The organism is Pseudomonas sp. IzPS59 (assembly GCF_014863505.1).
GTDB lineage: Bacteria > Pseudomonadota > Gammaproteobacteria > Pseudomonadales > Pseudomonadaceae > Aquipseudomonas > Aquipseudomonas kribbensis.
The window spans coordinates 833119-855951 of record NZ_CP062251.1; the positions used below are offsets into that span (position 1 = coordinate 833119).

At 60.8% G+C, this 22833-nt stretch carries 20 protein-coding genes; 15 read left to right on the forward strand and 5 right to left on the reverse strand.

Annotation, left to right across the window (positions count from 1 at the left end):
* The first annotated feature begins 16 nt into the window (after nucleotides 1–16).
* The 3 genes from IF189_RS03645 (at nucleotide 17) to rfbA (ending at nucleotide 4307) form a co-directional block, all read left to right on the forward strand.
* Nucleotides 17–2194: a prenyltransferase/squalene oxidase repeat-containing protein gene (locus IF189_RS03645; RefSeq protein ID WP_134825409.1), complete on the forward strand. Its 2178-nt coding sequence runs from the start codon at nucleotides 17–19 to the stop codon at nucleotides 2192–2194.
* A gap of 64 nt (nucleotides 2195–2258) precedes the next feature.
* Entirely contained in the window at nucleotides 2259–3341 is a 1083-nt protein-coding gene (rfbB, locus tag IF189_RS03650; RefSeq protein ID WP_134825410.1) for a dTDP-glucose 4,6-dehydratase, read from the forward strand.
* A 42-nt stretch (nucleotides 3342–3383) separates the two neighbouring features.
* Entirely contained in the window at nucleotides 3384–4307 is a 924-nt protein-coding gene (gene rfbA / locus IF189_RS03655; RefSeq protein ID WP_192552825.1) for a glucose-1-phosphate thymidylyltransferase RfbA, read from the forward strand.
* Between the two features lie 42 nt (nucleotides 4308–4349).
* Here rfbA and IF189_RS03660 read toward each other — a convergent pair whose 3' ends face one another.
* Nucleotides 4350–5495 carry an LLM class flavin-dependent oxidoreductase gene (locus IF189_RS03660; protein WP_134825412.1) on the reverse strand — a complete coding sequence of 382 codons (1146 nt, stop codon included), beginning with the start codon at nucleotides 5493–5495 and terminating at the stop codon, nucleotides 4350–4352.
* Nucleotides 5496–5620: 125 nt separating this feature from the next.
* On the opposite strand from IF189_RS03660, the gene IF189_RS03665 reads away from it, so the two are divergent.
* From IF189_RS03665 to IF189_RS03695, 7 genes are all read left to right on the forward strand, one after another.
* A complete protein-coding gene (locus IF189_RS03665; RefSeq protein WP_240789109.1) occupies nucleotides 5621–6526 on the forward strand; it encodes an NAD(P)-dependent oxidoreductase in 906 nt (301 codons plus the stop codon).
* A 230-nt stretch (nucleotides 6527–6756) separates the two neighbouring features.
* A complete protein-coding gene (locus IF189_RS03670) occupies nucleotides 6757–7914 on the forward strand; it encodes an oxidoreductase (protein WP_114881338.1) in 1158 nt (385 codons plus the stop codon).
* 134 nt (nucleotides 7915–8048) lie between these two features.
* A complete protein-coding gene (locus IF189_RS03675; protein WP_085713201.1) occupies nucleotides 8049–9149 on the forward strand; it encodes an efflux RND transporter periplasmic adaptor subunit in 1101 nt (366 codons plus the stop codon).
* Nucleotides 9146–12223 carry a MexW/MexI family multidrug efflux RND transporter permease subunit gene (locus IF189_RS03680; RefSeq protein WP_192552826.1) on the forward strand — a complete coding sequence of 1026 codons (3078 nt, stop codon included), beginning with the start codon at nucleotides 9146–9148 and terminating at the stop codon, nucleotides 12221–12223. Before IF189_RS03675 ends, IF189_RS03680 begins: the two co-directional genes overlap by 4 nt.
* A gap of 9 nt (nucleotides 12224–12232) precedes the next feature.
* Complete coding sequence (locus tag IF189_RS03685) at nucleotides 12233–13684, forward strand: efflux transporter outer membrane subunit (protein ID WP_192552827.1); 1452 nt, start codon at nucleotides 12233–12235, stop codon at nucleotides 13682–13684.
* Nucleotides 13685–13813: 129 nt separating this feature from the next.
* A complete protein-coding gene (locus tag IF189_RS03690) occupies nucleotides 13814–14179 on the forward strand; it encodes an ArsR/SmtB family transcription factor (RefSeq protein ID WP_085713204.1) in 366 nt (121 codons plus the stop codon).
* Between the two features lie 75 nt (nucleotides 14180–14254).
* A complete protein-coding gene (locus IF189_RS03695; RefSeq protein WP_192552828.1) occupies nucleotides 14255–14812 on the forward strand; it encodes a chorismate--pyruvate lyase family protein in 558 nt (185 codons plus the stop codon).
* A 52-nt stretch (nucleotides 14813–14864) separates the two neighbouring features.
* Here IF189_RS03695 and IF189_RS03700 read toward each other — a convergent pair whose 3' ends face one another.
* The 3 genes from IF189_RS03700 to IF189_RS03710 all read right to left on the reverse strand — a co-directional run bounded on the left by IF189_RS03700 (nucleotide 14865) and on the right by IF189_RS03710 (nucleotide 16763).
* Nucleotides 14865–15140 carry a helix-turn-helix domain-containing protein gene (locus IF189_RS03700; RefSeq protein WP_085713206.1) on the reverse strand — a complete coding sequence of 92 codons (276 nt, stop codon included), beginning with the start codon at nucleotides 15138–15140 and terminating at the stop codon, nucleotides 14865–14867.
* A gap of 59 nt (nucleotides 15141–15199) precedes the next feature.
* On the reverse strand, nucleotides 15200–15709 hold the full coding sequence (locus tag IF189_RS03705) for a flavin reductase (protein ID WP_007953834.1): 510 nt from the start codon (nucleotides 15707–15709) through the stop codon (nucleotides 15200–15202).
* A gap of 166 nt (nucleotides 15710–15875) precedes the next feature.
* Nucleotides 15876–16763, reverse strand: a complete 888-nt coding sequence (locus IF189_RS03710; protein ID WP_192552829.1) for a LysR family transcriptional regulator — start codon at nucleotides 16761–16763, stop codon at nucleotides 15876–15878.
* A gap of 82 nt (nucleotides 16764–16845) precedes the next feature.
* Here IF189_RS03710 and IF189_RS03715 point away from each other — a divergent pair, with 82 nt between their 5' ends.
* Entirely contained in the window at nucleotides 16846–17610 is a 765-nt protein-coding gene (locus tag IF189_RS03715) for a sulfite exporter TauE/SafE family protein (protein WP_192552830.1), read from the forward strand.
* On the opposite strand, the gene IF189_RS03720 is transcribed toward IF189_RS03715, so the two are convergent.
* Complete coding sequence (locus tag IF189_RS03720; protein ID WP_134825421.1) at nucleotides 17600–17914, reverse strand: putative quinol monooxygenase; 315 nt, start codon at nucleotides 17912–17914, stop codon at nucleotides 17600–17602. The genes IF189_RS03715 and IF189_RS03720 overlap by 11 nt on opposite strands.
* Before the next feature lie 203 nt (nucleotides 17915–18117).
* Between IF189_RS03720 and IF189_RS03725 the strand changes: the two genes are divergently transcribed.
* The 4 genes from IF189_RS03725 to IF189_RS03740 all read left to right on the forward strand — a co-directional run bounded on the left by IF189_RS03725 (nucleotide 18118) and on the right by IF189_RS03740 (nucleotide 22818).
* Nucleotides 18118–18708: an NAD(P)H-dependent oxidoreductase gene (locus tag IF189_RS03725; protein WP_192552831.1), complete on the forward strand. Its 591-nt coding sequence runs from the start codon at nucleotides 18118–18120 to the stop codon at nucleotides 18706–18708.
* 60 nt (nucleotides 18709–18768) lie between these two features.
* A complete protein-coding gene (locus IF189_RS03730) occupies nucleotides 18769–19680 on the forward strand; it encodes a LysR family transcriptional regulator (RefSeq protein ID WP_192552832.1) in 912 nt (303 codons plus the stop codon).
* 103 nt (nucleotides 19681–19783) lie between these two features.
* The gene (locus IF189_RS03735) at nucleotides 19784–20677 is read left to right on the forward strand and encodes an NAD-dependent epimerase/dehydratase family protein (RefSeq protein WP_192552833.1); all 894 of its coding nucleotides are present in this window, start codon (nucleotides 19784–19786) and stop codon (nucleotides 20675–20677) included.
* Between the two features lie 419 nt (nucleotides 20678–21096).
* A complete protein-coding gene (locus tag IF189_RS03740; protein WP_192552834.1) occupies nucleotides 21097–22818 on the forward strand; it encodes a carbamoyltransferase in 1722 nt (573 codons plus the stop codon).
* The last annotated feature ends 15 nt before the right edge of the window (nucleotides 22819–22833 follow it).

The window sequence follows — 22833 nt, forward strand, 5'->3', positions numbered from 1 at the left end:
GGAAGAGGGATTTACCATGCCGCTGCATCCGCAGTTTGTATTTGATCAAGGCCTCAAGGACATTGAGTACGGCGGTTTTTTTGCTGTCACCGATGCCAGTGGCGAAGTCGCGATTTCCACTGACAAGCAGTTGCAGGACCAGGTCGCGGCCACGCTCTATCAGGCCGACCACGGTGACGATGTTCAACTGCGTTTTGCCCACGACGGGCTGATGCGTTTGTACGATGCGCCGAACGCCGGTTTTCACGAGCTCGCTGACCGCTACTGGACGCCCCACGGTTCGGGGCGTTGCCGGACGCTGGCGCTGCAACTGGACGCATTGGCTGCGCTGATTGCCTATCAGCGTCGAGTGCCGCAGGACGCGGCGAACGATGCCGTGATCCACGGCATGCTGGAAAAGGTCGAAGCGCTTTACGCCCGTTCCACTGTTGCCGGCCTGTACAGCAGTGATTGGTCGACGCCGCTGGAGCTGGCGACCTCGATCGATCTCGACATCAGCGCCACGGCTTTGCTGGCGCGCATCGGCAACGAGCCGTTGGGTCTGGGACTGGTCGGGCACCTGCAGATTCATGCAGAAAACCTGATCGGCCGGGTGGCCGGCAGTGACAGCCAATCCTGTGTCGATGTGGCGCTGACTCGTTGCGGCGTACGTGCTCAAGTCAGTCTTGTACTGGCGCAGTTGGCCGATGTGCGGGACGACAACGCGCTGTCGAACCTGGCCCGTTCGTTCCTGCTGCAAACCCTGGCACTGTTCCGCGATCCGGCCTACGGCGGGTACTGGGACCGGGTCGGGATCAACGGCAAAGTGCGATGCGACTGGCACACCTCGTACAAAAATCACGAGTCGCCATTCCCGATCAAGACCGCCTACGACGTCGCGTTGCTGTTGCAGGCGATTCAGGCCTTGCCGTCCGGCGCGAGCGACGCTGACCGGGCTTCGGTGACGGCTGCTTTGCTGGAGTTTCACGACACCCGCAATGGCGGACTGTTCATGGGCAAGGGCTATTTCTGGTCGACGCCGGATGACCCGACCGTACCGTTCATTCGACAGTTCTGGGCGCCGCCGCGTCAGCCGGGGATTTTCAGCATCGGCAACCTGACGTACCTGCCGCTGCACCTGAAGAGCCTGAAAACCCAGCTCGCCGCTGCCCACGCCTTGCAGGCCATCGAGCCGGCTGCTGGCGTTGCTCATCATGATGATGCGGCGTTGGTAAGCCGTGAGCTGCAAGTGATCGATGGCGGTGGCGACGTCCAGCGCATTCACCCGAATGGCGTGCCGAGCATCAATGTCGATCAGCAGCGTTATCTCGCCTGGCTGGCCAAGGCTCGGGCTTCGAACGAAACGCCTTACGGGCTGACCGCTGAAACCGCGCCGCTGGGTTTCCGGGCCGACAAAACGTGGCAGGTGTTTTCCGGGCTGCACGTGATTTCGGACTTGCACGCCCTGGGCCTGCAAATCGAAAACAAAGCCAGCCTGATCGATTGCATCAGGGCTTCGCAAAACACCGACGGTGGATTTGCCGAACAACCGGGGCATCTGAGCGATGTGTTCGCCACCTACTGCGCGGTGTTGTCGCTGCGAGTGCTGGGCGCGTTGCCGAACGATATCGGCGGTTGCGTGCGTTACCTGCAAGCGTGTCAGAACCCCGATGGCGGGTTCGGCGATGTGCCGGGTTTCGGCTCGGACATCTGGCACACCAATCTGGCGGTGCTGTCGTTGCATGCGCTGGAAGCCAAAGCGCCGGACGAGCAGGGCGTGATGGCTTTTGCCCTGCGCTGCCGCTCGGCCGACGGCGGTTTCGCCAACAAGCCAGGGTATCCGCCGGATGCGTTTTCGGTGTACCGCGTGGTGTCGACGCTGTTCATTCTCAACCGACGCATCGTCGATGCCGAACAGACCGTCGCCTGGCTGCAAAAGCTGCAACTGGCCAACGGTTCGTTCCATTACCGGCCAGGCACAGCAGTCAGTCTGGTGGGCACTTACATGGCCATCGCGGCGATGTTTCTGCTCGACGCGCAGCCGACGTATTTGCAGGAGTCGAAAGACTGGATCGCTTCCCACCAGAAGCAGGACGGTGGTTTCGGCCCGCTCAACGCAACCTCGGCGACCACTGACGAAAGCTTCGTCTGCATCCAGACGTTGCTGATTCTCGAGCAAGGGCTGTCGCAATACTGGGTGGCATTGTTGAACTGACCCGCACATGACGGCGGGCAGCATCGAAGGACGTTAAATCATCATTTTGCCAGGGGAGGCGCTGATGAAAATTTTAGTGACAGGGGGCGCGGGCTTCATTGGCTCGGCCGTGGTGCGGTTTCTGATTGAAGAGACCGAATGTGAAGTGATCAACGTCGACAAACTGACCTACGCCGGCAACCTTGAATCGCTGGCCGATGTGTCCGATTCGCCGCGTTACCGTTTCTGCCAGGTCGACATTTGCGACAAGCCGGCGCTGGACGAACTGTTCGCACGGCTGCAACCGGATGCAGTGATGCACCTGGCCGCCGAGTCCCATGTGGACCGCTCGATCGATGGCCCGCAGGCCTTCATCGAAACCAACATCGTCGGCACTTACACGATGCTCGAAGCCGCACGTGGTTACTGGAACCGGCTGGACGCGACGCGTCAGGCGGCGTTCCGTTTCCATCACATTTCCACCGACGAAGTGTATGGCGACCTCGAACCCGAAGATCCGGCGTTCACCGAACGCACGCCGTACGCGCCAAGCTCGCCGTATTCGGCGACCAAGGCCGGTTCCGATCATCTGGTCCGCGCCTGGCACCGCACCTATGGTTTGCCGGTGGTGATGAGCAATTGCTCGAACAATTACGGGCCGTATCACTTCCCGGAAAAATTGATTCCTCACGTCATCCTCAATGCACTGCAAGGCAAGCCGTTGCCGGTGTACGGCGATGGCGCGCAGATCCGCGACTGGCTGTTCGTCGAGGATCACGCCCGCGCCCTGTATGCGGTGGTGACGCGCGGTGAGGTCGGGCAGACCTACAACATCGGCGGCCACAACGAGAAGACCAACCTCGAAGTCGTGCAAACCCTGTGCGATCTGCTCGAAGCGCGCGGGGCGGAAAAACCGGCGGGCATCGCGCACTTCCGCGACCTGATCACCTTCGTCAAGGATCGTCCGGGCCACGACAAACGCTACGCCGTCGATGCCGGGAAAATCCACGCGACGCTGGGCTGGACGCCGCAGGAAACCTTCGAAAGCGGCATGAAGAAAACCGTCGACTGGTATCTGGATAACCGCGCCTGGTGGGTGCGGGTGATGTCCGGTGCCTACGCGCTGGAGCGTCTCGGCGAGCAACGCCACGAAGCCCTCGTGGCCTGAACAGTCAGTCATTCAAATCTCACTGCTTGAAAGGAAAAAAGCATGGCCAAGTACAAAGGAATTCTGCTGGCGGGCGGCGCCGGTTCGCGTCTGCACCCGATCACCCTGGGCGTCTCGAAACAGTCGCTGCCGGTGTATGACAAACCGATGATCTATTACCCGCTGTCGGTGCTGATGCTGGCGGAAATCCGCGAGATCCTGATCATCTCCACCCCGGAAGATTTGCCGGGCTTCCAGCGCATGCTCGGCGACGGCAGCCAGTTGGGCCTGAGCCTCAGTTACGCGGAGCAACCAAGCCCGGACGGCCTCGCTCAGGCGTTCATCATCGGTCGTGAGTTCGTCGGTGAAGACAACGTCTGCCTGGTGCTCGGCGACAACATTTTCTACGGCGCCGGTTTCGGTGAAACCTTGCTGCAAGCCGCGTCTCGTGACGAGGGCGCCACAGTGTTCGGTTACTACGTGGCCGACCCGGAGCGCTTTGGCGTGGTGGAATTCGATGCCGCCGGCAAGGCCCTGAGCATCTGCGAAAAACCGAGCGATCCAAAGTCCAACTACGCGGTCACCGGCCTGTATTTCTACGACAACGAAGTGCTGCAGATTGCCGCCGACATCAAGCCGTCGCCGCGCGGTGAGCTGGAGATTACCGACGTCAACAACGTCTATCTGCAACGCGGCAAATTGAACGTGTCGGTGATGGGCCGTGGCATGGCCTGGCTCGACACCGGCACCCACGATGCGTTGATGGAAGCCGGCAATTTCGTGCAGGCCATCGAGAAACGCCAGGGCCTGAAAATCGCCTGCCTCGAAGAGATCGCCTACAACAAGGGCTGGATCGACGACGCGCAGTTGCTGGTGCACGCGGGCAGCATGAGCAAGACCGGTTACGGTCAGTATCTGGCGCGGCTGATCAACGATGATGTGGTGGTTTCGATGGATGCGCAGCGCCCGTTGAAAGGCGCTGCCTGACCGTTGTGAGATCAATGTGGGAGCACGGATGCTCCCACGGTTTCAGTGGCCGGTCACACTGTCATGTTGCGGGGTTTTGACGCCCGGGCGTGGTTCGGCTGGCGAGGTTTGCAGGGACTGCAAACGGGCCAGGCGATTGGCGTGAGTCGGCGCTTCGGCTGCCAGCGGCGAACGACGTTTACGGGTTTCTTCACGCAGCACCGGCAACACTTCCTTGCCGAACATGTCGAGTTGTTCCAGCACGGTCTTGAGTGGAATACCGCCGTGATCGAACAGGAACAACTGGCGCTGATAGTCGCCGAAGTGCTCGCGGAAGGTCAGGGTCTTGTCGATGATTTCCTGAGGGCTGCCGACGGCCAGCGGGGTCATCTCCATGAACTCTTCCAGGGAAGGACCGTGGCCGTACACCGGCGCGTTGTCGAAGTAAGGACGGAACTCCCGACGTGCATCCTGGGAGTTGCGACGCATGAAGATGTGCCCGCCGAGGCCGACAATCGCCTGCTCCGGTGTGCCATGGCCGTAATGGGCAAAACGCGTGCGGTAGAACTCGACCAGCGCCATGAAATGTTCCCGGGGCCAGAGGATGTGACTGGCGAAAAAACCGTCGCCGTAATACGCCGCCTGCTCGGCGATTTCCGGGGTGCGGATCGAACCGTGCCAGACGAAGGGCGGAAGGTCGTCCAGCGGTCGCGGGATCGACGTGAAGTGGTTCAGCGGCGTGCGAAAGCGTCCGCTCCAGTTGATGTCTTCCTCGCGCCAGAGCCGGTGCAGCAGGCGATAGTTTTCCATCGCCAGGGGCAGGGCGTCGGCGATGCTCTTGCCGAACCAGGGATAGACCGGCGCGGTGTTGCCACGGCCGAGCATCAGGTCCATGCGCCCGCCGCAGAGGTTTTGCAGCAGCGAATATTCTTCAGCCAGACGCACCGGATCGTTGGTGCTGATCAGGGTGGTGGAGGTCGAAAGAATGATGCGTTGGGTCTTCGCAGCGATGTAGGCCAGCAGCGTGGTGGGAGAGGAGGTGATGAACGGGGGATTGTGGTGCTCGCCGGTGGCGAACACGTCCAGTCCGATGTCTTCGGCCTTCTGCGCAATTTGCAGGGTGGCCTGGATGCGCTCGGATTCACTGGGGGTACGGGCGTTGGTAGGGTCCTGTGTGACGTCGCCAACGGTGTAGATCCCGAATTGCATAAAGCCTCCTTGCCTTGGGTAAAGGTACGTTTGAAACCCTCGCCACGAAGAATGAATCAACGTGGCACTTGAAATGTACGCCTGTACACGTACAATCGCAATCGTGGGTCATTTTACAAACGGATTTGAAGACCTCATCGAGAGAGGAGCGCGACATGGAACTGGGATTTATCGGTCTGGGCACGATGGGTGCGCCGATGGTGCTGAACCTGCTGAAGGCCGGACATCGGGTCCGCGTGTGGAATCGCTCGTCGGCACCGCTTGAAGCACTGATCACCGCCGGCGCTGAAGCTGTCGATACACCCGCGCTGGCAGCGCAGGCCGAGGTGCTGATTTCGATGCTCGGTGATGACGCGGCGATCCGCTCGGTGTTTCTCGATTCCGGGGCGCTGGAAGGACTTCAGGCGGGTAGCGTTCACGTCAACATGTCCACTGTTTCCGTGGCACTGGCCCGGGAGCTGTCGGCACTGCATGAATCCCGTAGCGTCGATTACATCTCGGCACCAGTGCTGGGGCGAGTCGATGTGGCGGCCGCCGGCAATCTGAATATCCTCGCCTCCGGGCCTGCCGAAGCCTTGGCCCGGGTGCAGCCGCTGTTCGATGTGCTGGGGCGCAAGACCTGGCACTTCGGTGAAGCCGCCGACGTGGCGTGCGCCGCCAAACTGTCGGCCAACCTGATGGTCGCTTCGGCGATCGAATCCCTGGCCGAAGCCTCGACCCTGGCCGGTGGTTACGGCATCAGCCGTGCGGCATTCATCGACATGATCACCTCGACACTGTTCCCCGTTCCGGTCTATCAGGGTTACGGCAAGCAGATGGCCGATGACACATTCGAGCCGGCCGGCTTCAAGTTGTCGTTGGGATTGAAGGACGTCCGTCTGGTGCTGGAGGCCGGGGAGGCTGCCCAGGTACCGCTGCCGTTTGCCAGTGTGTTGAAGGACAGCTTGCTGGATGGCATGGCCCACGGTCAGGCGGATCAGGACTGGGCATCGCTGTCGCGGGTCAGTGACCGGCGTGCCGGTGTGAAGTAATCAATCGGATTTAAACACCGTAACTTGCTTTGCAAGTTCGGACGGCATCTTGCGCTTTTAATTATTGTCGGACAGCTATTTACCTTTCACTGAAAAGTTAAAGAAGTCTGATAATAGTGCTTGTCAAATGTACGACTGTAGACGTACATTTTTATCGGGATTTAACAACAATAAAAGTTCGTCTGTTTTTTCGTCTGCTGATCGTAAATAAATAATAGCTAGGAGCCGTTATGAAAAATCTAATGCAATGGAACAGCCTTCCCTCCGAATCCAATGAATGGCTCGAGAAGGTGCGTGCACTGAATCCGCTGATTGTTCAGCACCGCGATTACAGCGAGCAGACCAATGCGACGCACAAGGATGTGATGTCCCGCTTCTTCAAGGACGGTTTTGGCCGTACGTCGGTGTCCCGAGCGTTCGGCGGCTCCCAGGTCGATATCCAGACCACCTCCGCGCTGGTGCTGGAATTTGCCCGGTACGACGCTTCGCTGTCCTGGCAACTGGCGGTGCAAGTGGCGATGGGGCGCCTCTCGGACTACCTGCCGGAAGCCACTTCCGAAGCGATCTACAACCACTGCGACGGTTTCGTGATCGGCGCCATCCACTCCGGCGGCGAAGCGCTGCCAATGGGCGATGACTATCTGCTGAGCGGTAAATGGGCGTTCGCCAGCGGCTCGGCCCACGCCGACTGGCTGGTCTGCACCGCCACCGTCAAAGGCACCGAAAACAACACCACCCCGGAAGTGCGGATGTTCTTCGTCCCAGCCAGCCAGTGCACCGTCCTGCCGACCTGGGACACCCTGGGCATGCGCGGCACCGGCAGCCATCACTTCCAGTGCTCCAACGTCATCGTCCACAAGTCGTATTCGCTGGACGTCGAAACCCTGAAGAAATCCCCCGAAGCGCGCAGCTCCCGGGCCTACGCCACCGGCTACTACGAGTTCGGCACCCTCGCGGCGATGTCCACCGTGCTGGGCGTGGCCCGGGCGGCGGTGGATCACTTCCGCAACGACCGTGCGGTCAATACCGACCCGGGTCTGGAAGGGGTGATCTTCGAGAAGACCGGTCGCGCCATTTCTTCGGTACACACCGCGCAACTGCTGCTGGAAGATGCGATTCACCAGGTGATCAGCCGTGGTGAAACCATCGGCGAACCGGTCAGCGCCCGTGTCGGTCTGGCAGCCTCGGTGCTGACTGAAAACTCGGTCAATGCGGTCAACCAGCTCTACTCGATGGCCGGCTCCAAAGCGGTGTACAAGTCGCACTTCCTGGAGCGTTGCTTCCGCGATATTCATACCGGTTCGAAGCACTTCACTCTGTCGCCTTTGAACTTGCACGGTATCGGCAAGTATTACCTGGATAAAACCAACGTACTGGCCGCAGCGTAATAGCGGATAAATAAAACGGGCGCGTTATCAGTGAATGTTCACAGGGATCAATAACGCGCCCGTTTCAAGTTGCACCTTTATTTTCTTAAATCTCAAACTTTTGTGCTCGCAGCAAAGAGTCAAGGGAGTGCCACATGCTTGCTCGAAATATTATCAAGTCGCTGATCTTTATTGTTCTGGTGGTGGTTCTTTCTGCCGCGCTGGGCTGGCGTTTCTGGTCGCCGCCACCGGCCGCGGCCGAGCAACGAATCCCCAGCACCCGGGTCGGTCTGGCCGTGGTCAAGAAACAACCGTACACCTACTACCTCGAAGCCATTGGCAAACTCGAGGCGCAGCGTCAGGTGCTGGTCTCGGCCGAAGTCAGCGGCAAAGTGGTGGACATCGATTTCGAGTCCGGCGATGAAGTGAAGGCGGGGCAGGTGCTGCTCAAGCTCAACGACGCACCCGAGCAAGGTGAACTGGTTCGCCTGAAAGGCGAGTACGAATCGGCCAAGGCACAGTTTGCCCGAGTCCAGGAACTGGCCAAGACCGGCGCCGAAAGCCGTCGCGCCTTCGACAGTGCCCGTGCTCAATACGACGCGGCCAAGGGCGACATGGAACGCATGCAGGCACAGATCGCCCAACGGCACATTCGTGCGCCGTTCGCCGGCACCCTGGGCATTCGCCAGGCGCACCTTGGCCAATATCTGCAAGCCGGTAGCGCGGTGGCGACCCTGACGGATCCGGGCCTGCTGCGCGTCAACTTCACCCTCGCCGAGCGCGATGGCTCGCAAGTGCAACTGGGCCAGACCGTGCAGGCCAAGGTCGATGCCTGGGGTGACGTGACCTTCGCCGGCAAGATCGTCGCGGTCGATCCGCAGATCAACCAGTCCCACACCATCAACGTGCAAGCGGTCATCACCGACACGCAGAAACGCCTGCGTCCCGGCATGTATGCACGGGTCTCGGTGACCCTGCCACAGACCGCCGAGCTGCTGATTCCTGAAACCGCGATCACCTACAACGCCTACGGCGAGAGCGTGTTCTCGGTCTACACCGACGAGACCGGCGTGCAGAAGGTCAAGCGTGAAAGCATCAAGGTCGGCGAGCGTCGCAACGGTTGGGCGGTGGTCGACAAGGGCTTGATCGAGGGTGTGCAGGTGGTGACATCCGGTCAGCTCAAGCTCCACGACGGTGTGGCGGTGGAAGGCGTGCCGGACACGATTGCTCTTAAACTCAGTGGGCTGGAAAAATGAATTTCACCGACCTCTTTCTTCGCCGCCCGGTGCTGGCCGTGGTGGTCAGCACGCTGATCCTGCTGTTCGGGGTGCGTGCGCTGATGAACCTGCCGATCCGTCAGTACCCGATGCTGGAAACGTCGACCATCACGGTCACCACCCAGTATCCCGGCGCCTCTTCGGAGCTGATGCAGGGCTTCGTCACCCAACCGATCAGCCAGGCCGTGGCCTCGGTCGAGGGCATCGACTATCTGTCGTCGGCCTCGACCCAGGGTCGCAGCCAGGTGACGATCCGCATGGCGCTGAACAGTGATTCCATCGCGGCGCTGACCGAGGTCATGGCCAAGGTCAACCAGATCAAATACCGCTTGCCGAAGGACGCTTACGATCCGGTGGTGGAGCGCACGTCCGGCGGCTTCACCAGCGTGGCCTACGTCGCGTTCGCCAGTTCCAACCTGACCATTCCGGAGATGTCCGACTACATCTCCCGCGTCGTCGAACCGATGTTCGCCGGCATCGAGGGCGTGGCCAAGATCAACATCATGGGCGAGCAGAAACTGTCCATGCGCCTGTGGCTCGATCCGCAGCGTCTGGCCGGCTACGGCATGACCGGGCAGGACGTTTCGGCGGCCATCGAAGGCAACAACTTTCAGGCAGCGCCGGGTCAGGTCAAAGGCCTGTACGTGGTCAGCAACCTGCGGGTCAACACTGACCTGAACAGCGTCGAAGACTTTCGCGACATGGTGCTGCGCAACGACAACGGCCACATCATCCGTGTGCGTGACGTCGGCACGGTGGAACTGAACGCGGCCTCCACCGACACCAGCGGCGCGATGAGCGACGTACCGGCGCTGTTCCTCGGTCTGGACGCCGCACCGACCGGCAACCCGTTGGTCATCGTCAAACGTGTGCGCGAATTGCTGCCGCAGATTCAGGAAACCCTGCCACCGGGCGTGACCGTGCAGATCCCGTTCGAAGTGGCGCACTTCATTCAGTCGTCGATCGATGAAGTGAGTTACACCCTGCTCGAAGCGCTGGTGATCGTGGTGCTGGTGATCTACCTGTGCCTGGGCACGTTCCGCACCGTGCTGATTCCACTGGTGACCATTCCGCTGTCGATGCTCGGCGCGGCGATGCTGATGCAAATGTTCGGCTTCAGCCTCAACCTGCTGACCTTGCTTGCCATGGTGCTCGCCATCGGGTTGGTGGTGGACGACGCCATCGTCGTGGTGGAAAACGTTCACCGTCACATCGAAGAGGGCAAGAGCCCGTTTGAAGCAGCGCTGATCGGCGCCCGGGAAGTGGCCGGGCCGGTGGTGGCGATGACTTTCACTCTGGCGGCGGTGTACGCGCCGATCGGTCTGATGGGCGGCCTCACCGGCACGCTGTTCAAGGAGTTCGCACTGACCCTGGCCGGCGCCGTGGTGATTTCCGGCATCGTCGCCCTGACTCTGTCGCCGATCATGAGTACCCGTCTGCTGGACGCGAAAACCAGCGAAGGCTTCATGGCGGTCAAGGCGGATCGTTTCTTCCAGTACCTGTCCCGCCGTTATGGCGCGCTGCTCGGCGGTTCGCTGGCACGTCGCTGGATCAGCCTGAGCGTGGCGCTGGTGATCTTCTTCAGCCTGCCGTTCCTCTATCGCTCGGCGCAGACCGAACTGGCGCCGCTGGAAGACCAGAACATCCTGCTGACCGCGATCAAGGCACCGCAGCACGCCAACCTGAATTACCTCGAAGCCTACGCCCACGAGCTGTACAAGACCTTCAACGAAATTCCCGAGGGCTACAGCAACTGGGTGGCGAATGGTTCCGATGGCCTGTCCAACAGCGTCGGCGGGATCAACCTGGTGGACTGGGAAAAACGCGGCCGCGATGCCAACACCATCCAGCCTGACTTGCAGGCGCGGGTGAACCAGATCGAAGGCACGAGCATTTTCGTGTTCCAGATGCCGCCGCTGCCGGGCTCTACCGGTGGTCTGCCGGTGCAGATGGTGATCCGTAGCGATCAGGATTACCTGGCGCTGTACAACGTGATGGATCAGCTCAAGAAAGCGGCTCAGGCCAGTGGTCTGTTCGCGGTGGTCGACAGCGATCTGGACTTCAACAACCCGGTGGTGGAAATCCAGGTTGACCGCGCCAAGGCCAACGCCCTCGGCATCCGCATGCAGGACATCGGCGAGATGCTCAACAGCCTGATCGGCGAGAAGTACGTCAACCGGTTCTCGTTCCACGGTCGCTCCTACGACGTTATCCCGCAGTCGGTGTCGGCGGATCGCCTGACCCCGGAAACCCTGAAGCTGTATTACGTGAAGGATCAGAAGGGCAACCCGGTGCCGCTGTCGACACTGGCCACCCTCAGCGTCAAGGTCGAGCCGAATCGCCTGACCCAGTTCAACCAGCAGAACTCCGCCACGTTCCAGGCCATTCCGGCACCGGGCGTGACCCTGGGTGATGCAGTGGGCTTCCTGCAAAAACAATCGGAAGGTTTTCCGGCCGGCTTCAGTTTCGACTGGCAGTCCGACGCCCGCCAATACGTACAGGAAGGCAACAGCCTGGCGTTCACCTTCGGGCTGGCCCTGGTGATCATCTATCTGGTGCTGAGCGTGCAGTACGAGAGCTTCCGCGACCCGTTCATCATTCTGATCAGCGTGCCGCTGTCGATCTGCGGTGCCCTGGTGCCGCTGGCGCTGGGCATGACCTCGATGAACATCTACACCCAGATCGGCCTGATCACTCTGATCGGTCTGATCAGTAAACACGGGATCCTGATGGTCGCGTTCGCCAACGAGTTGCAGCGCCAGCAAGGCATGGACCGCGTGCAAGCGATCCAGCACGCCGCGCAGGTGCGTCTGCGGCCGATCCTGATGACCACCGCTGCCATGGTGGTCGGCCTCGCGCCGCTGTTGTTCGCCAGCGGTGCGGGCGCCAACAGCCGCTTCGGCCTGGGCCTGGTGATTGTGGTGGGGATGCTGATCGGCACCTTGTTCACCCTGTTCATTCTGCCGTCGGTGTACACGCTGCTCAGTTCGATCAAGCAGCCGAGCCACGCACCCGAAGCCGAACCGGCCGGTGTGCCGCAACCCATCCTGTGAGGACGTGACATGTATTCGATTACACGTTTGATGCTGGCGCCCCTGGCGGCGTCCATCCTGTTGGCGGCGGGTTGTGTGAACTACGCCGGAATCGATCATCAGGGCAAATTGCTGGCGGTCGGCGATGCGCCGTCCGACAGCCTGAAAGACAAGCTTCCACCGGCCCAGTGGCCCCGTGCGGACTGGTGGACATCGCTGGGCGATCCACGCCTGGGCGCGTTGATCGAAGAGGCGTATGCCAGCAACCCGGACTTGCAGGAAGTCGCTGCCCGGGTGGCCAAGGCCAACGCATTTCTCGACCTGCGCGATGCCGAGCGTTACCCGGAAATGGATGCGTCGGCGGGTGTCACTCGCGGTCGGCTATCGCGCTTCGAGGATTACAGCGGCGAGGGTGAAAAGTACTTCACCGCACGCAATCTGGCGGTGAACTTCAGCTACACCTTCGACCTCTGGGGCGGCCAGCGTGCCGCCTGGGAATCGGCGCTCAACAGCGCACGAGCTGCAGAAGTCGACCTGCAATCGTCGCGGCTGATTCTGGCGGTCAACGTGGCCAAGGCCTACAACCAGCTGGCGTATGCCTGGCAGGTGTCGGAGCTGAATCAGCGCGATCTGGAGCGCTTGAGCAAACTGGTGGAACTGACGGATTCGCGCTACGGCTCGGGGCTCGACAACCTGTCGCAGCTCAAGCAGGTGCAGAGCCTCAAGGCGCGTTCGGAATCGACCCTGATCGGCGCCAACGAAGACATCGAAATCGCTCGGCTGCAATTGTCGGCGCTGATCGGCAAGGGCGTCGATCGTGCGCACACGCTCGAGCGGCCAGCGACTCTGCAGGCCAGCGTCGTGGCATTGCCGGCGCAGTTGCCGGCCCAGTTGCTCGGCCGTCGTCCGGACATCGTCGCTGCACGTTGGCGCGTGGAGGCCGAGACCAAGAACGTTGAGGCGGTGAAGACCACGTTCTACCCGAACATCAACCTGGTGGCGGCAGCGGGCTCGCATGCCTTGATCGGGGATGCGATGTTCGCCGGGGTCAGCAAGTTCTGGAACGTGGCACCGACGGTGTCGCTGCCGATCTTCGATGCCGGGCGCCTGCGCTCGGATCTGAAGGCCGGCAACGCTGAACTCGACAGTTCGATTGCGCAGTACAACCGGGTGCTGAATTCGGCCCTGCATGAGGTAGCGATTTCGGTGACGCAGCTGCGTTCTTTCGAGCAGCAAATTGTTGTGCAGCGCGATGCCTGTTCGATTGCCCAGTCGTCTTACGATCTGTCGCAGTCGCGCTACAAGGCCGGGGAGGACACGTTCCTCGATGCGCTGAACATCGAGCAACAATTGATTCAGGACGAAATGCGTCTGGCCTTCCTCAACAGCAAGCACATCGACAGTTCGGTTTCGTTGATGGCAGCGCTGGGCGGCGGGTTCCAGGCACCCGCGCTGGAGACGGCACAGAGCAGTGCTCTGTAGTGTTTTCCGGGACGCCGCCTTCGGGGCGGCTGTCGCGGGAAAAAAGCATCTTGTGTATAGTCTTACTGTTCTCGTATAGACGAATACAAGACGGATTTTCCCCGCCTATATCATCAAGGGTACCTACCTATGAACGTCCCGAATCATCCCAATCAGGATCAGATCCTTCTGGAAAATGTGCTGAACGCATTGGGAAGCCCGCTACGCCTGACCGTGTTGAAAGTGTTGTCCGATGGCCAGGAACATCCATGCGGCCGGATCCTCAAGGGCGCATCGAAGTCGACCATGACCCACCACTGGCGGGTCCTGCGCGACAGCGGTCTGATTTGGCAACGCCCCTACGGTCGGGAAAACCTGCTGTCCTTGCGTCGTGAAGACATGGACGTGCGTTTCCCTGGCCTGCTCGATTCCCTGCTGTCGGCGGTCAAGACCGATGAACAGACCATCAGCGTCATCAGCAAACACGAAGTGACCGAAGAAAACGGAACCGAGTGACAGACACCGCCGGTGAAGGGTTGGCCTTCCACGGCAACCAATCAATTCACCATCACCAGGAAGGTGTGTGCGGGTATGGATACAAGTCATTACTGGTCGTCGCGACCGCTGTCGGATTTGACCGGCTCCGAGCATCACTGGCTGTTTTTGCCCGGGGCCTTGACCCCGCGTCTGAAAGCCATGGGCGACTATTCAATCGAAGTGGTCGAGCAGTCCCATGGCCCGCTCAATCCAGAAGAAGCGCAAGTGCTGAACGTGCCGCCGATGACCATCGGCTGGGTGCGCGAGGTGGTGATGAAACTGGATGGCGAGGCCTGCGTCACCGCGCGCAGCCTGACCAGCATGCCGGCGCTGAACGGCGACTGGGCGGATCTGAACGGCTACGGTCGTCGACCGCTGGCCGAGATTCTCTACACCTCGGAGCAGACCCTGCGCGAGCCCTTCCAGTGCGCCTTGCTGCCCCCCGGCGCACCGTTGGCGGCGCTGTCCCATCGCTACGCGCCGCAGGCCAAGCGCCTGCTGGCCCGGCGTTCGCGCTTCACCCGCAATGGTTCGGCGCTGCTGGTCAGCGAGTGCTTCCTGCCGGCGTTCTGGGCCCGGGTCGAGTACGCTCAGGCGCGCAAATCGGCCTGACAAAAAAAAACCTGCGGGAGCGAACCCCCGCAGGTTTTTTTTTGCCGTTTGTTCAGAGCCGGATCACCGCTTCGATCTGCTTGATTGCCGGCGTCAGCGCCTGTGCCAGTTCCTCGGCTTTCGAGGTCGGGCGCATGGTTCTGGATGAACGCAGAAACAGAGGATCATCGAACCGCTTGCGCAGTCGTGCCAGCGATCCGCTGATGGCGGGTTGTTTGACGTGCAGGCGCTCGGCCGTGCGCGACACGCTGCGTTCGCGGAACAGCACCAGGAAAATGATGATCAGGTTCAGGTCGATATCCGCGAAGTTGTCTTCATTGAATAGCATGGTTACATCCCTGTCATGACCCGCCGGCTGGCGTCAGCCGAGGCCGGCGGGTGTCTGGATCACTGCTCGGGTGCCAGGCGCAGTTCGTCGTTCAGACGGTAGTAACTGCGGTTGAAATAGACCAGGCCTTCCGTGGCCTCGCTGTGTTGCTGCAGCTCGAGGATTTCACAGTAGAAGATGCTGTGAGTGCCGACCTCGTCGACCTTGCTGACCCGGCAATCGAGGCTGACCAGCGCCTCTTCGATCACCGGCGAGCCGGTCTTGAGCGTCTGGCAGTTCACGCTGGAAAAGCGCTCCTGCATGCTCAACTGCCGATTGGCGAACGCCCCGGAGGTCGACTGGTGGTCGCCGGTCAGGACGTTCACGCACAGCACGCCATTGGTCTTGAAATGCTCGTGATTGGACGACGAGCGATTGACGCACACCAGCAGCGTGGGCGGTGAATCCGTCACGCTGCACACCGCCGACGCGGTAAAGCCGAAACGCCCCGCAGGGCCATCGGTCGTGACGATGGTGACGGCACTCCCCAGCATCGCCATTGCATTACGAAACTCCGTTGAATCAACCATCGCGTCACCTCATTCCATGTAGGTTTAATGGAGCCGATCCGTTCTTCCTTGTCCGTTGTCGTTGTGCGAAAACGGGTATCGGGCAACACGTTCGCTCTGGCGATATAGTACGTATGTATACGTACCTTGCAAGCTATTCCTTGTGCTTATTTTGCAGATGAAAAGATCAATCCCCGGGGAGTGCCAAAGCTCGCAACAAGGCTGTGGCATAGGGCGGCAACGTGGAGAAATCCCGGGCACAAAGCAACAGTTTGCGCGTGGCCCACGCTTCATTCATCGGCAGGGTCTTGAAGGTTTGCGGCGCGGCACGCTGAACCGCCGCCAGCGGCACGATGCCCAGACCGGCACCCCGAGCGACCATGCGCATCACGCCGCCGAAACCATCAGCGCGGATGCGGATCTGCATTCGTGAGCCGCTGTGCAGGGCCTGTTCTTCCAGGTACACCGCTAATGCGCTGTCGGCATGCAGACCGACGAAGTCATGGCGCAGGGCGTCGCTGAAGCTGACTTCGGTCGCGTCAGACAGTGGATGTTCCAGCGGCAGAATCAGCACCAGCGGATCATCGCGAAAGGCTCGGGTCTGCAAGTCGGTGGTGTCGATCGCGTCGGACACAATGCCCAGATCCGCCGCTCCCTGGCGCAGGGCATGGGTGATGCGGGCGCTGGGCAACTCCTGCAGATCGATATCGAGATTGGGATGCCCACGCAGGAAGTCCGACAGCACCTCCGGCAGGTATTCGCTGAGTGCCGTGGTGTTGCACAGCAGACGCACCTGGCCTTTGACGCCACGGGCGTATTCGGCCAGATCCTGTTGCAGGCGGTCGGCCTGTTGCAGCAACACACGCGCATGTTGCGCCAGGGCTTTGCCGGCCGGTGTCGGCGTAACGCCACGGCGCCCGCGCTCAAGAAACTCGGTGCCCAACGACGCCTCCATCGCCCGGATCCGCGCACTGGCCGCCGCCAGCGACAGATGACTGCGTGCGGCACCAGCGGTGATGTTGCCGCTGTCGATAATGTGCAGGTAAAGGCGCAGGTCGGTGAGGTCGAAGTGCATGATGCGTGGCTCTTGCTGAGAGAGAGGCTGCCTCAGTGTATGACAGATTTTCAGTTCACCCACGCAGGTGCAAAGTGTCGCCATGAACGCACTCGCAGATTTTTATCAAAACCTCGGTCTGGCCCTGTCTTTGCTGGTGCTGATGACCTTCGTCCTCGCCGGGCTGGTGAAGGGCGTGATCGGCCTCGGCCTGCCCACCGTCGCCATGGGCTTGCTCGGTCTGGCTATGGTGCCGTCGCAGGCTGCGGCGTTGCTGATCATTCCGGCGACCTTGACCAACGTCTGGCAACTGGCGTTCGGCGGGCATCTGCGCGGGCTGGTGAAACGGCTGTGGCCGATGCTGCTGGCGATCTTCCTCGGCACGGCCATCGGAACGTTGTGGATCGGCATGGCAGGCGGGCATTGGGTGGTGCGCGGGCTCGGCGCGGCGTTATTGCTTTATGCGTTGAGCGGATTGTTCCTGCCGACGCTGAGTGTCAGCCGTCGTCATGAACCGTGGCTGGGGCCGCTGTGTGGGGTGATCACCGGCGTCATCACTTCGGCCACCGGTGTGTTCGTGATTCCGGCGGTGCCGTATCTGCAGGCGCTGGGTTTGAGCCGCGATGAACTGGTGCAGGCGCTGGGCCTGTCCTTCACCGTGTCGACCCTGGCGCTGGCCGGTGGATTGCTCTGGCGCGGCTCACTGGGCGGCGCGGAACTGAGCGCTTCGCTGCTGGCGTTGATCCCGGCGATGCTTGGCATGCTGCTCGGGCAATGGCTGCGTCAGCGCATCAGCGCGGTGTTGTTCAAGCGGGTGTTCTTCATCGGTCTGGGCGCGCTCGGCGCCCATCTGTTGATCAGCGGCTAGCGGACGAATCGCTGAGCATCTCGATCGGGCGGATATCGAAATCCCGCTCCAGATACTCCATGCGCTGGGCCAGGAATTGCTGCATGTGCGGCAGGTTCGAGTGCACGTCCAAATGCGCCTGGCTTTCCCAGATCTCGTAGAAGATGAACAGGGTCGGATCTTCCTTGTCGCGCAGCATGTGGTACTCGATGCAGCCGGGTTCCGCGCGGCTCGGTTCGACATAAACGCGGAAAAACGCTTCGAAGGCCTCGGCTTTTTCCGGGCGGGTCTTGGCGTGCAGGATGAAACCCTGGCGTTCGCTCATCGCAAAAAACTCCATTCAGATTCAGATGACGGCCAATCCTACGGCAACAATCTGCACTCGATTCGTGCGTTTTACTCAAATGAATTTTGCGCAACCGGTGCTTATTCCGCGCGAGGCGCATCGTTAATCTGCCGCCATCCAATTTCTCCCCTTGTCCATCCGGCGCTCTGCGCTGTGCATCGGCATCCGATCGAGGCTGTCCCATGAAAAAAGTACTGTTGCTCAACGGCGGTAAAAAATTCGCCCACTCCGACGGTCGCTACAACACCACCCTGCACGAAGCCGCGCTGAGCGTGCTGGATCGCGGCGGTGTCGACGTCAAGACCACCTTCATCGACGAGGGTTACGACATCGCCGAAGAAGTCGCGAAATTCCTCTGGGCCGACGTGATCATTTATCAAATGCCGGGCTGGTGGATGGGCGCGCCGTGGACCGTGAAAAAGTACATCGACGAAGTCTTCACCGAAGGCCACGGCAGTCTGTACGCCAGCGACGGTCGCACCCGTTCCGACTCGTCGCAGAAGTACGGCAGCGGCGGTCTGATCCAGGGCAAGCAGTACATGCTGTCGCTGACCTGGAACGCTCCGCAGCAGGCGTTCGATGACCCGACCGACTTCTTCGAAGCCAAAGGCGTCGACGCCGTTTACTTCCCGTTCCACAAAGCCAACGAGTTCCTCGGCATGACCGGCCTGCCAACGTTCCTCTGTGTGGACGTGATGAAACGCCCGAACATCGAAGCCGACGTGTCGCGTTACGAGCAGCATCTGAACGAGGTGTTTGGCCTCAAGGCCTGACGCTCGGCTACTATCGAAGGCCTGAGCCTGTGCAGCAGGCCTTTCGATTCGAGGACACCCGTGAAAGCCAGATCCGATGAGTTGCAGATTTTCGTCTGCGTGATCGAATGCGGTTCGATCTCCGCCGCCGCCGAGCAGGTCGGACAGACGCCGTCGGCGGTCAGCCGCACGCTGTCGCGGCTGGAAGCCAAGCTCGACACCACGCTGATCAACCGCACCACGCGGCGCATGGACCTGACCGAGGAGGGCAAGTATTTCTTCGAACAGGCCAAGCTGATCCTCGACCAGATGGATCAACTCGAAGAGCGCCTCTCTTCGCGCCAGCAGACGCCATCAGGGCGGCTGCGCATCAACGCCGCCTCGCCGTTCATGCTCCACGCCATCGTGCCGTACATCGACGAATTTCGGCGGCTGTACCCGGACATCCAGCTCGAACTCAACAGCAACGACCTGATCATTGACCTGCTGGAACAAAGCACCGACGTCGCCATCCGCATCGGCACTCTTGCCGATTCGACGTTGCATGCCCGGTCGCTGGGTTGCAGTCCGCTGCTGATCGTCGCCAGTCCCGGCTATCTGGAAAAACACGGTGCGCCGCTCCAGGTTGCCGATCTGAGCGAGCACACCTTGCTCGGCTTTACCCAGAACGAAGGCCTGAACCAGTGGCCGCTACGCTACGTGCATGGGGACCGCTGGCCGATCACCCCGGCGATCAGCGCCTCCAGCGGCGAGACGGTCCGGCATCTGGCGCTGGAAGGCCAGGGCATTGCCTGCCTCTCGCATTTCATGACCATTGACGACATCCGTGCCGGGCGCCTCAAGGTGTTGCTGGCGGAATTCAACAGCGGTTATCGCCAGCCGATCAACGCGGTGTACTACCGCAACTCGCAGCTGGCGCTGCGGATCCAGTGCTTCCTGGATTTCATCCAGAGCAAACTGGCGGCTTACGCCAGCGCTGATTTCAAAGGCTGATTCGTGATCCCTGCGCAACAGTGATTTGGTCGTGGGCGGGTTTTTCCACCGGGCTCGGCGGTCGATACTCGCTCCATCACTTATTCACGCAGGGAGTTTCTCCATGAACGTATTCGTCACCGGCGCTGCCGGTTTTATCGGCGGCTCCATCGCCACCGGTCTGATCCAGGCCGGCCACACCGTCACCGGTCTGGTGCGCAGCGCCGAACAGGCCAATGAGCTGAAAGCACTGGGCATCACCCCGGTGATCGGCACCCTTGACGACAAAGCACTGCTGACCGAACAGGCCCGCGCCGCCGATGCAGTGATCAACGCCGCCAGCAGCGACCATCGCGGTGCGGTCGAAGCCTTGCTCGATGCCCTTCGCGGCTCGAACAAAGTGTTCCTGCACACCAGCGGTTCGAGCATCGTCGGCGATGCCTCGGGCGGCAAATCCAGCGACGTCATCTACTTCGAAGACAACCTGCCTGAGCCCACCGTCGACAAGGCCGCACGCGTGGCCATCGACAACCTGATCCTCGCCGCAGCGAAGGACGGCGTGAACTCGGCAGTGATTTGCAACACCCTGATCTACGGCCACAGCCTGGGCGTCAATCGCGACAGCGTGCAACTGCCGCGCCTGCTGAAACAGGCGCGCAAAAGCGGCGTGGTGCGTCACGTCGGTACTGGTCAGAACATCTGGTCCAACGTGCACATCGAAGACGTGGTGGCGCTGTACCTGTTGGCTCTGACCAAAAACGTCCCGGGCACCTTCTACTTCGTCGAAAGCGGCGAAGCGTCGTTCGTCGACATGACCACCGCCATGGCCGTGGCCCTGAATCTGGGCGAGCCACAAGACTGGCCGCTGAAAGACGCCGAAGCCGAGTGGGGCTACGAAATGGCCAACTATGGCTTGGGCTCCAACAGCCGGGTACGCGGCAAACACGCCCGCGAACTGCTGGGCTGGGCGCCGAAGCGTACGTCGGTGGTTGATTGGATTCGCAACGAAATGGTGTGAGTCCACACACCACACTTGAACCTGTGGGAGCCAACCGGCTCCCACAGGTTTTTTTATGCCCCGGAAAAGAAGGACAGGGCGTCGAGGCTCATCGAAACGTTCAGACATTTCCTACTAGTCTGATCCCCGCACAGACATGGCCAAGGCAGCTGGCCGGTTTGTAGGATAGCGGGCACCCACTGGTTGTCTGGCCATGAGGCCAGGTCGGTGGGTAACGCCCGTGGAATTTTTCTGCAAAAAGGAATTTGCGATGGCAATACGCACCTCTGCTGCCTGCTCGTAAAGGCATATCCCGGGCGAACCAGATGATTTCGCCTCCCCACGGTTCATGACACGGCGCCAAGCGCCCAGGCCGGAGCATTGCGCTCATCGGTCACGGGCAAACTCATCCGCGAAATTGGCAAGAACAAGGAGTAGTTATGGTCATTTTGGGCATTACCAATAACGATTTGTCGGGCGCTTGCCTGGTACGCGATGGTCAGATTCTCTCGGCAGTCAGCGAAGAGCGTTTCACCCGGATCAAGGACCACAAGATCTGGCCCGCCAAATCCATCGAGTTTGTGTTGAGCCAGGCTGGCGTGTCGCTGGAAGATGTCGACTACGTGGCTTACGGATGGAATGCCGGTTTCAACGCCGATAAACACCTGGAGCTGTATTTCGACCGGATCGTCGAAGAGGTCCGCAACAACCCCGAGGGCCTGACGCAGTTCCGCCAGCGTGTCACCGATGAAGTCCGCAACGACAAAGAGAAGCGCGCCGAATTCGACCAGTACATCGCTGCCAATGGCTTGCTCGGCAAGGCGTACTACATCGATCACCATGAATGCCATGCCCTCGGCGCCTACGTCTGCTCGCCGTTCGATGAAGCCTTGACCCTGACCTGTGACGGGCGTGGCGACTTCCAGTCGCTGACCGTGACCTGGTACAGCCCGACCGAAACCACGGTGTTGCAACGCGAAACCAGCATCGACAGCCTGGGTTATTTCTATGGCCGGATCACCCACTTGCTGGGCTACAAACCGAACCGTCATGAAGGCAAGGTCACGGGCCTGGCCGCGTTCGGCGACCCGCAGAAGCTGCTGGGGGTGATGCAGCAGATGATCCGTTTCGAAGACGGACGCATCAAGGCGAGTTGCGGCGACCTGTTCGTGCCGTCTTACAACAACTACAGCGAATCACTGGAAACCCTGTTCTCCCGGGAAACCCCCGAGGACATCGCCGCCGCCGTGCAGCGCCATTCCGAAGACTTGCTGGTGGCGATCGTCAAACACCACCTGGCACAACGCGGCAGCACCAACCTGTGCCTGGCCGGCGGTGTGTTTGGCAACGTCAAACTCAACCAGCGCCTGCGCGAGATTCCCGGCGTGAAGAACGTCTATGTGCTGCCGTGCATGGGCGATGGCGGCCTGGCCCTGGCGGCGGCTGTCGGGGCGGCGTACCTGGAGAACGGCACTCGCTTCAAGAACCCGGTAATGACCCTCGGCCCGGATTCGCGCAGCGTTTCGCAGAACATCAACCTGATCCATCGCGACTATCCCGAGCTCGGTTACCACACCCCGTCGAACATCATCGACGTGCTGACCGACGCACTGATGGAAAACCAGGTGCTGGGCATGTTCAAGGGCAAGATGGAGTTCGGCCCGCGCTCACTGTGCAACCGCAGCATCGTCTATCACGCGCAGGATGGCGAAGTGAACGACTGGCTGAACAAACGCATGCACCGCACCGAGTTCATGCCGTTCGGCCCGGTCACCGCCATCGAACAGGCCGCGGCCTGCTACGTCGGATGGGATGAGGATCAAGTCGCGGCAGATACCATGACCATGACCTACGATTGTCATCCGCAGTTCAGCGAAGCCAGTCCGGCGGTGGTGCACATCGATGGCACGGCGCGGCCGCAGATCATTCGCCCGGAGCGCGATGCGTTCATGCATCGGCTGTTGAATGCCTGGCATGAGCGGACGGGGCAGGCTGCGTTGATCAACACCTCGTTCAACCGACACGAAGAGCCGATCGTGTGTTCGCCTCAGGATGCGCTGGATGCGTTGAAAGAAGGGATGGTCGATCTGGTGGTGATGAGTGAGTCGCTGATTGTCTGGCGCAAAGGCAAAAACAGCTTCACCCAGCAACGCTTCGAATAACGCAAGGATGGTTAC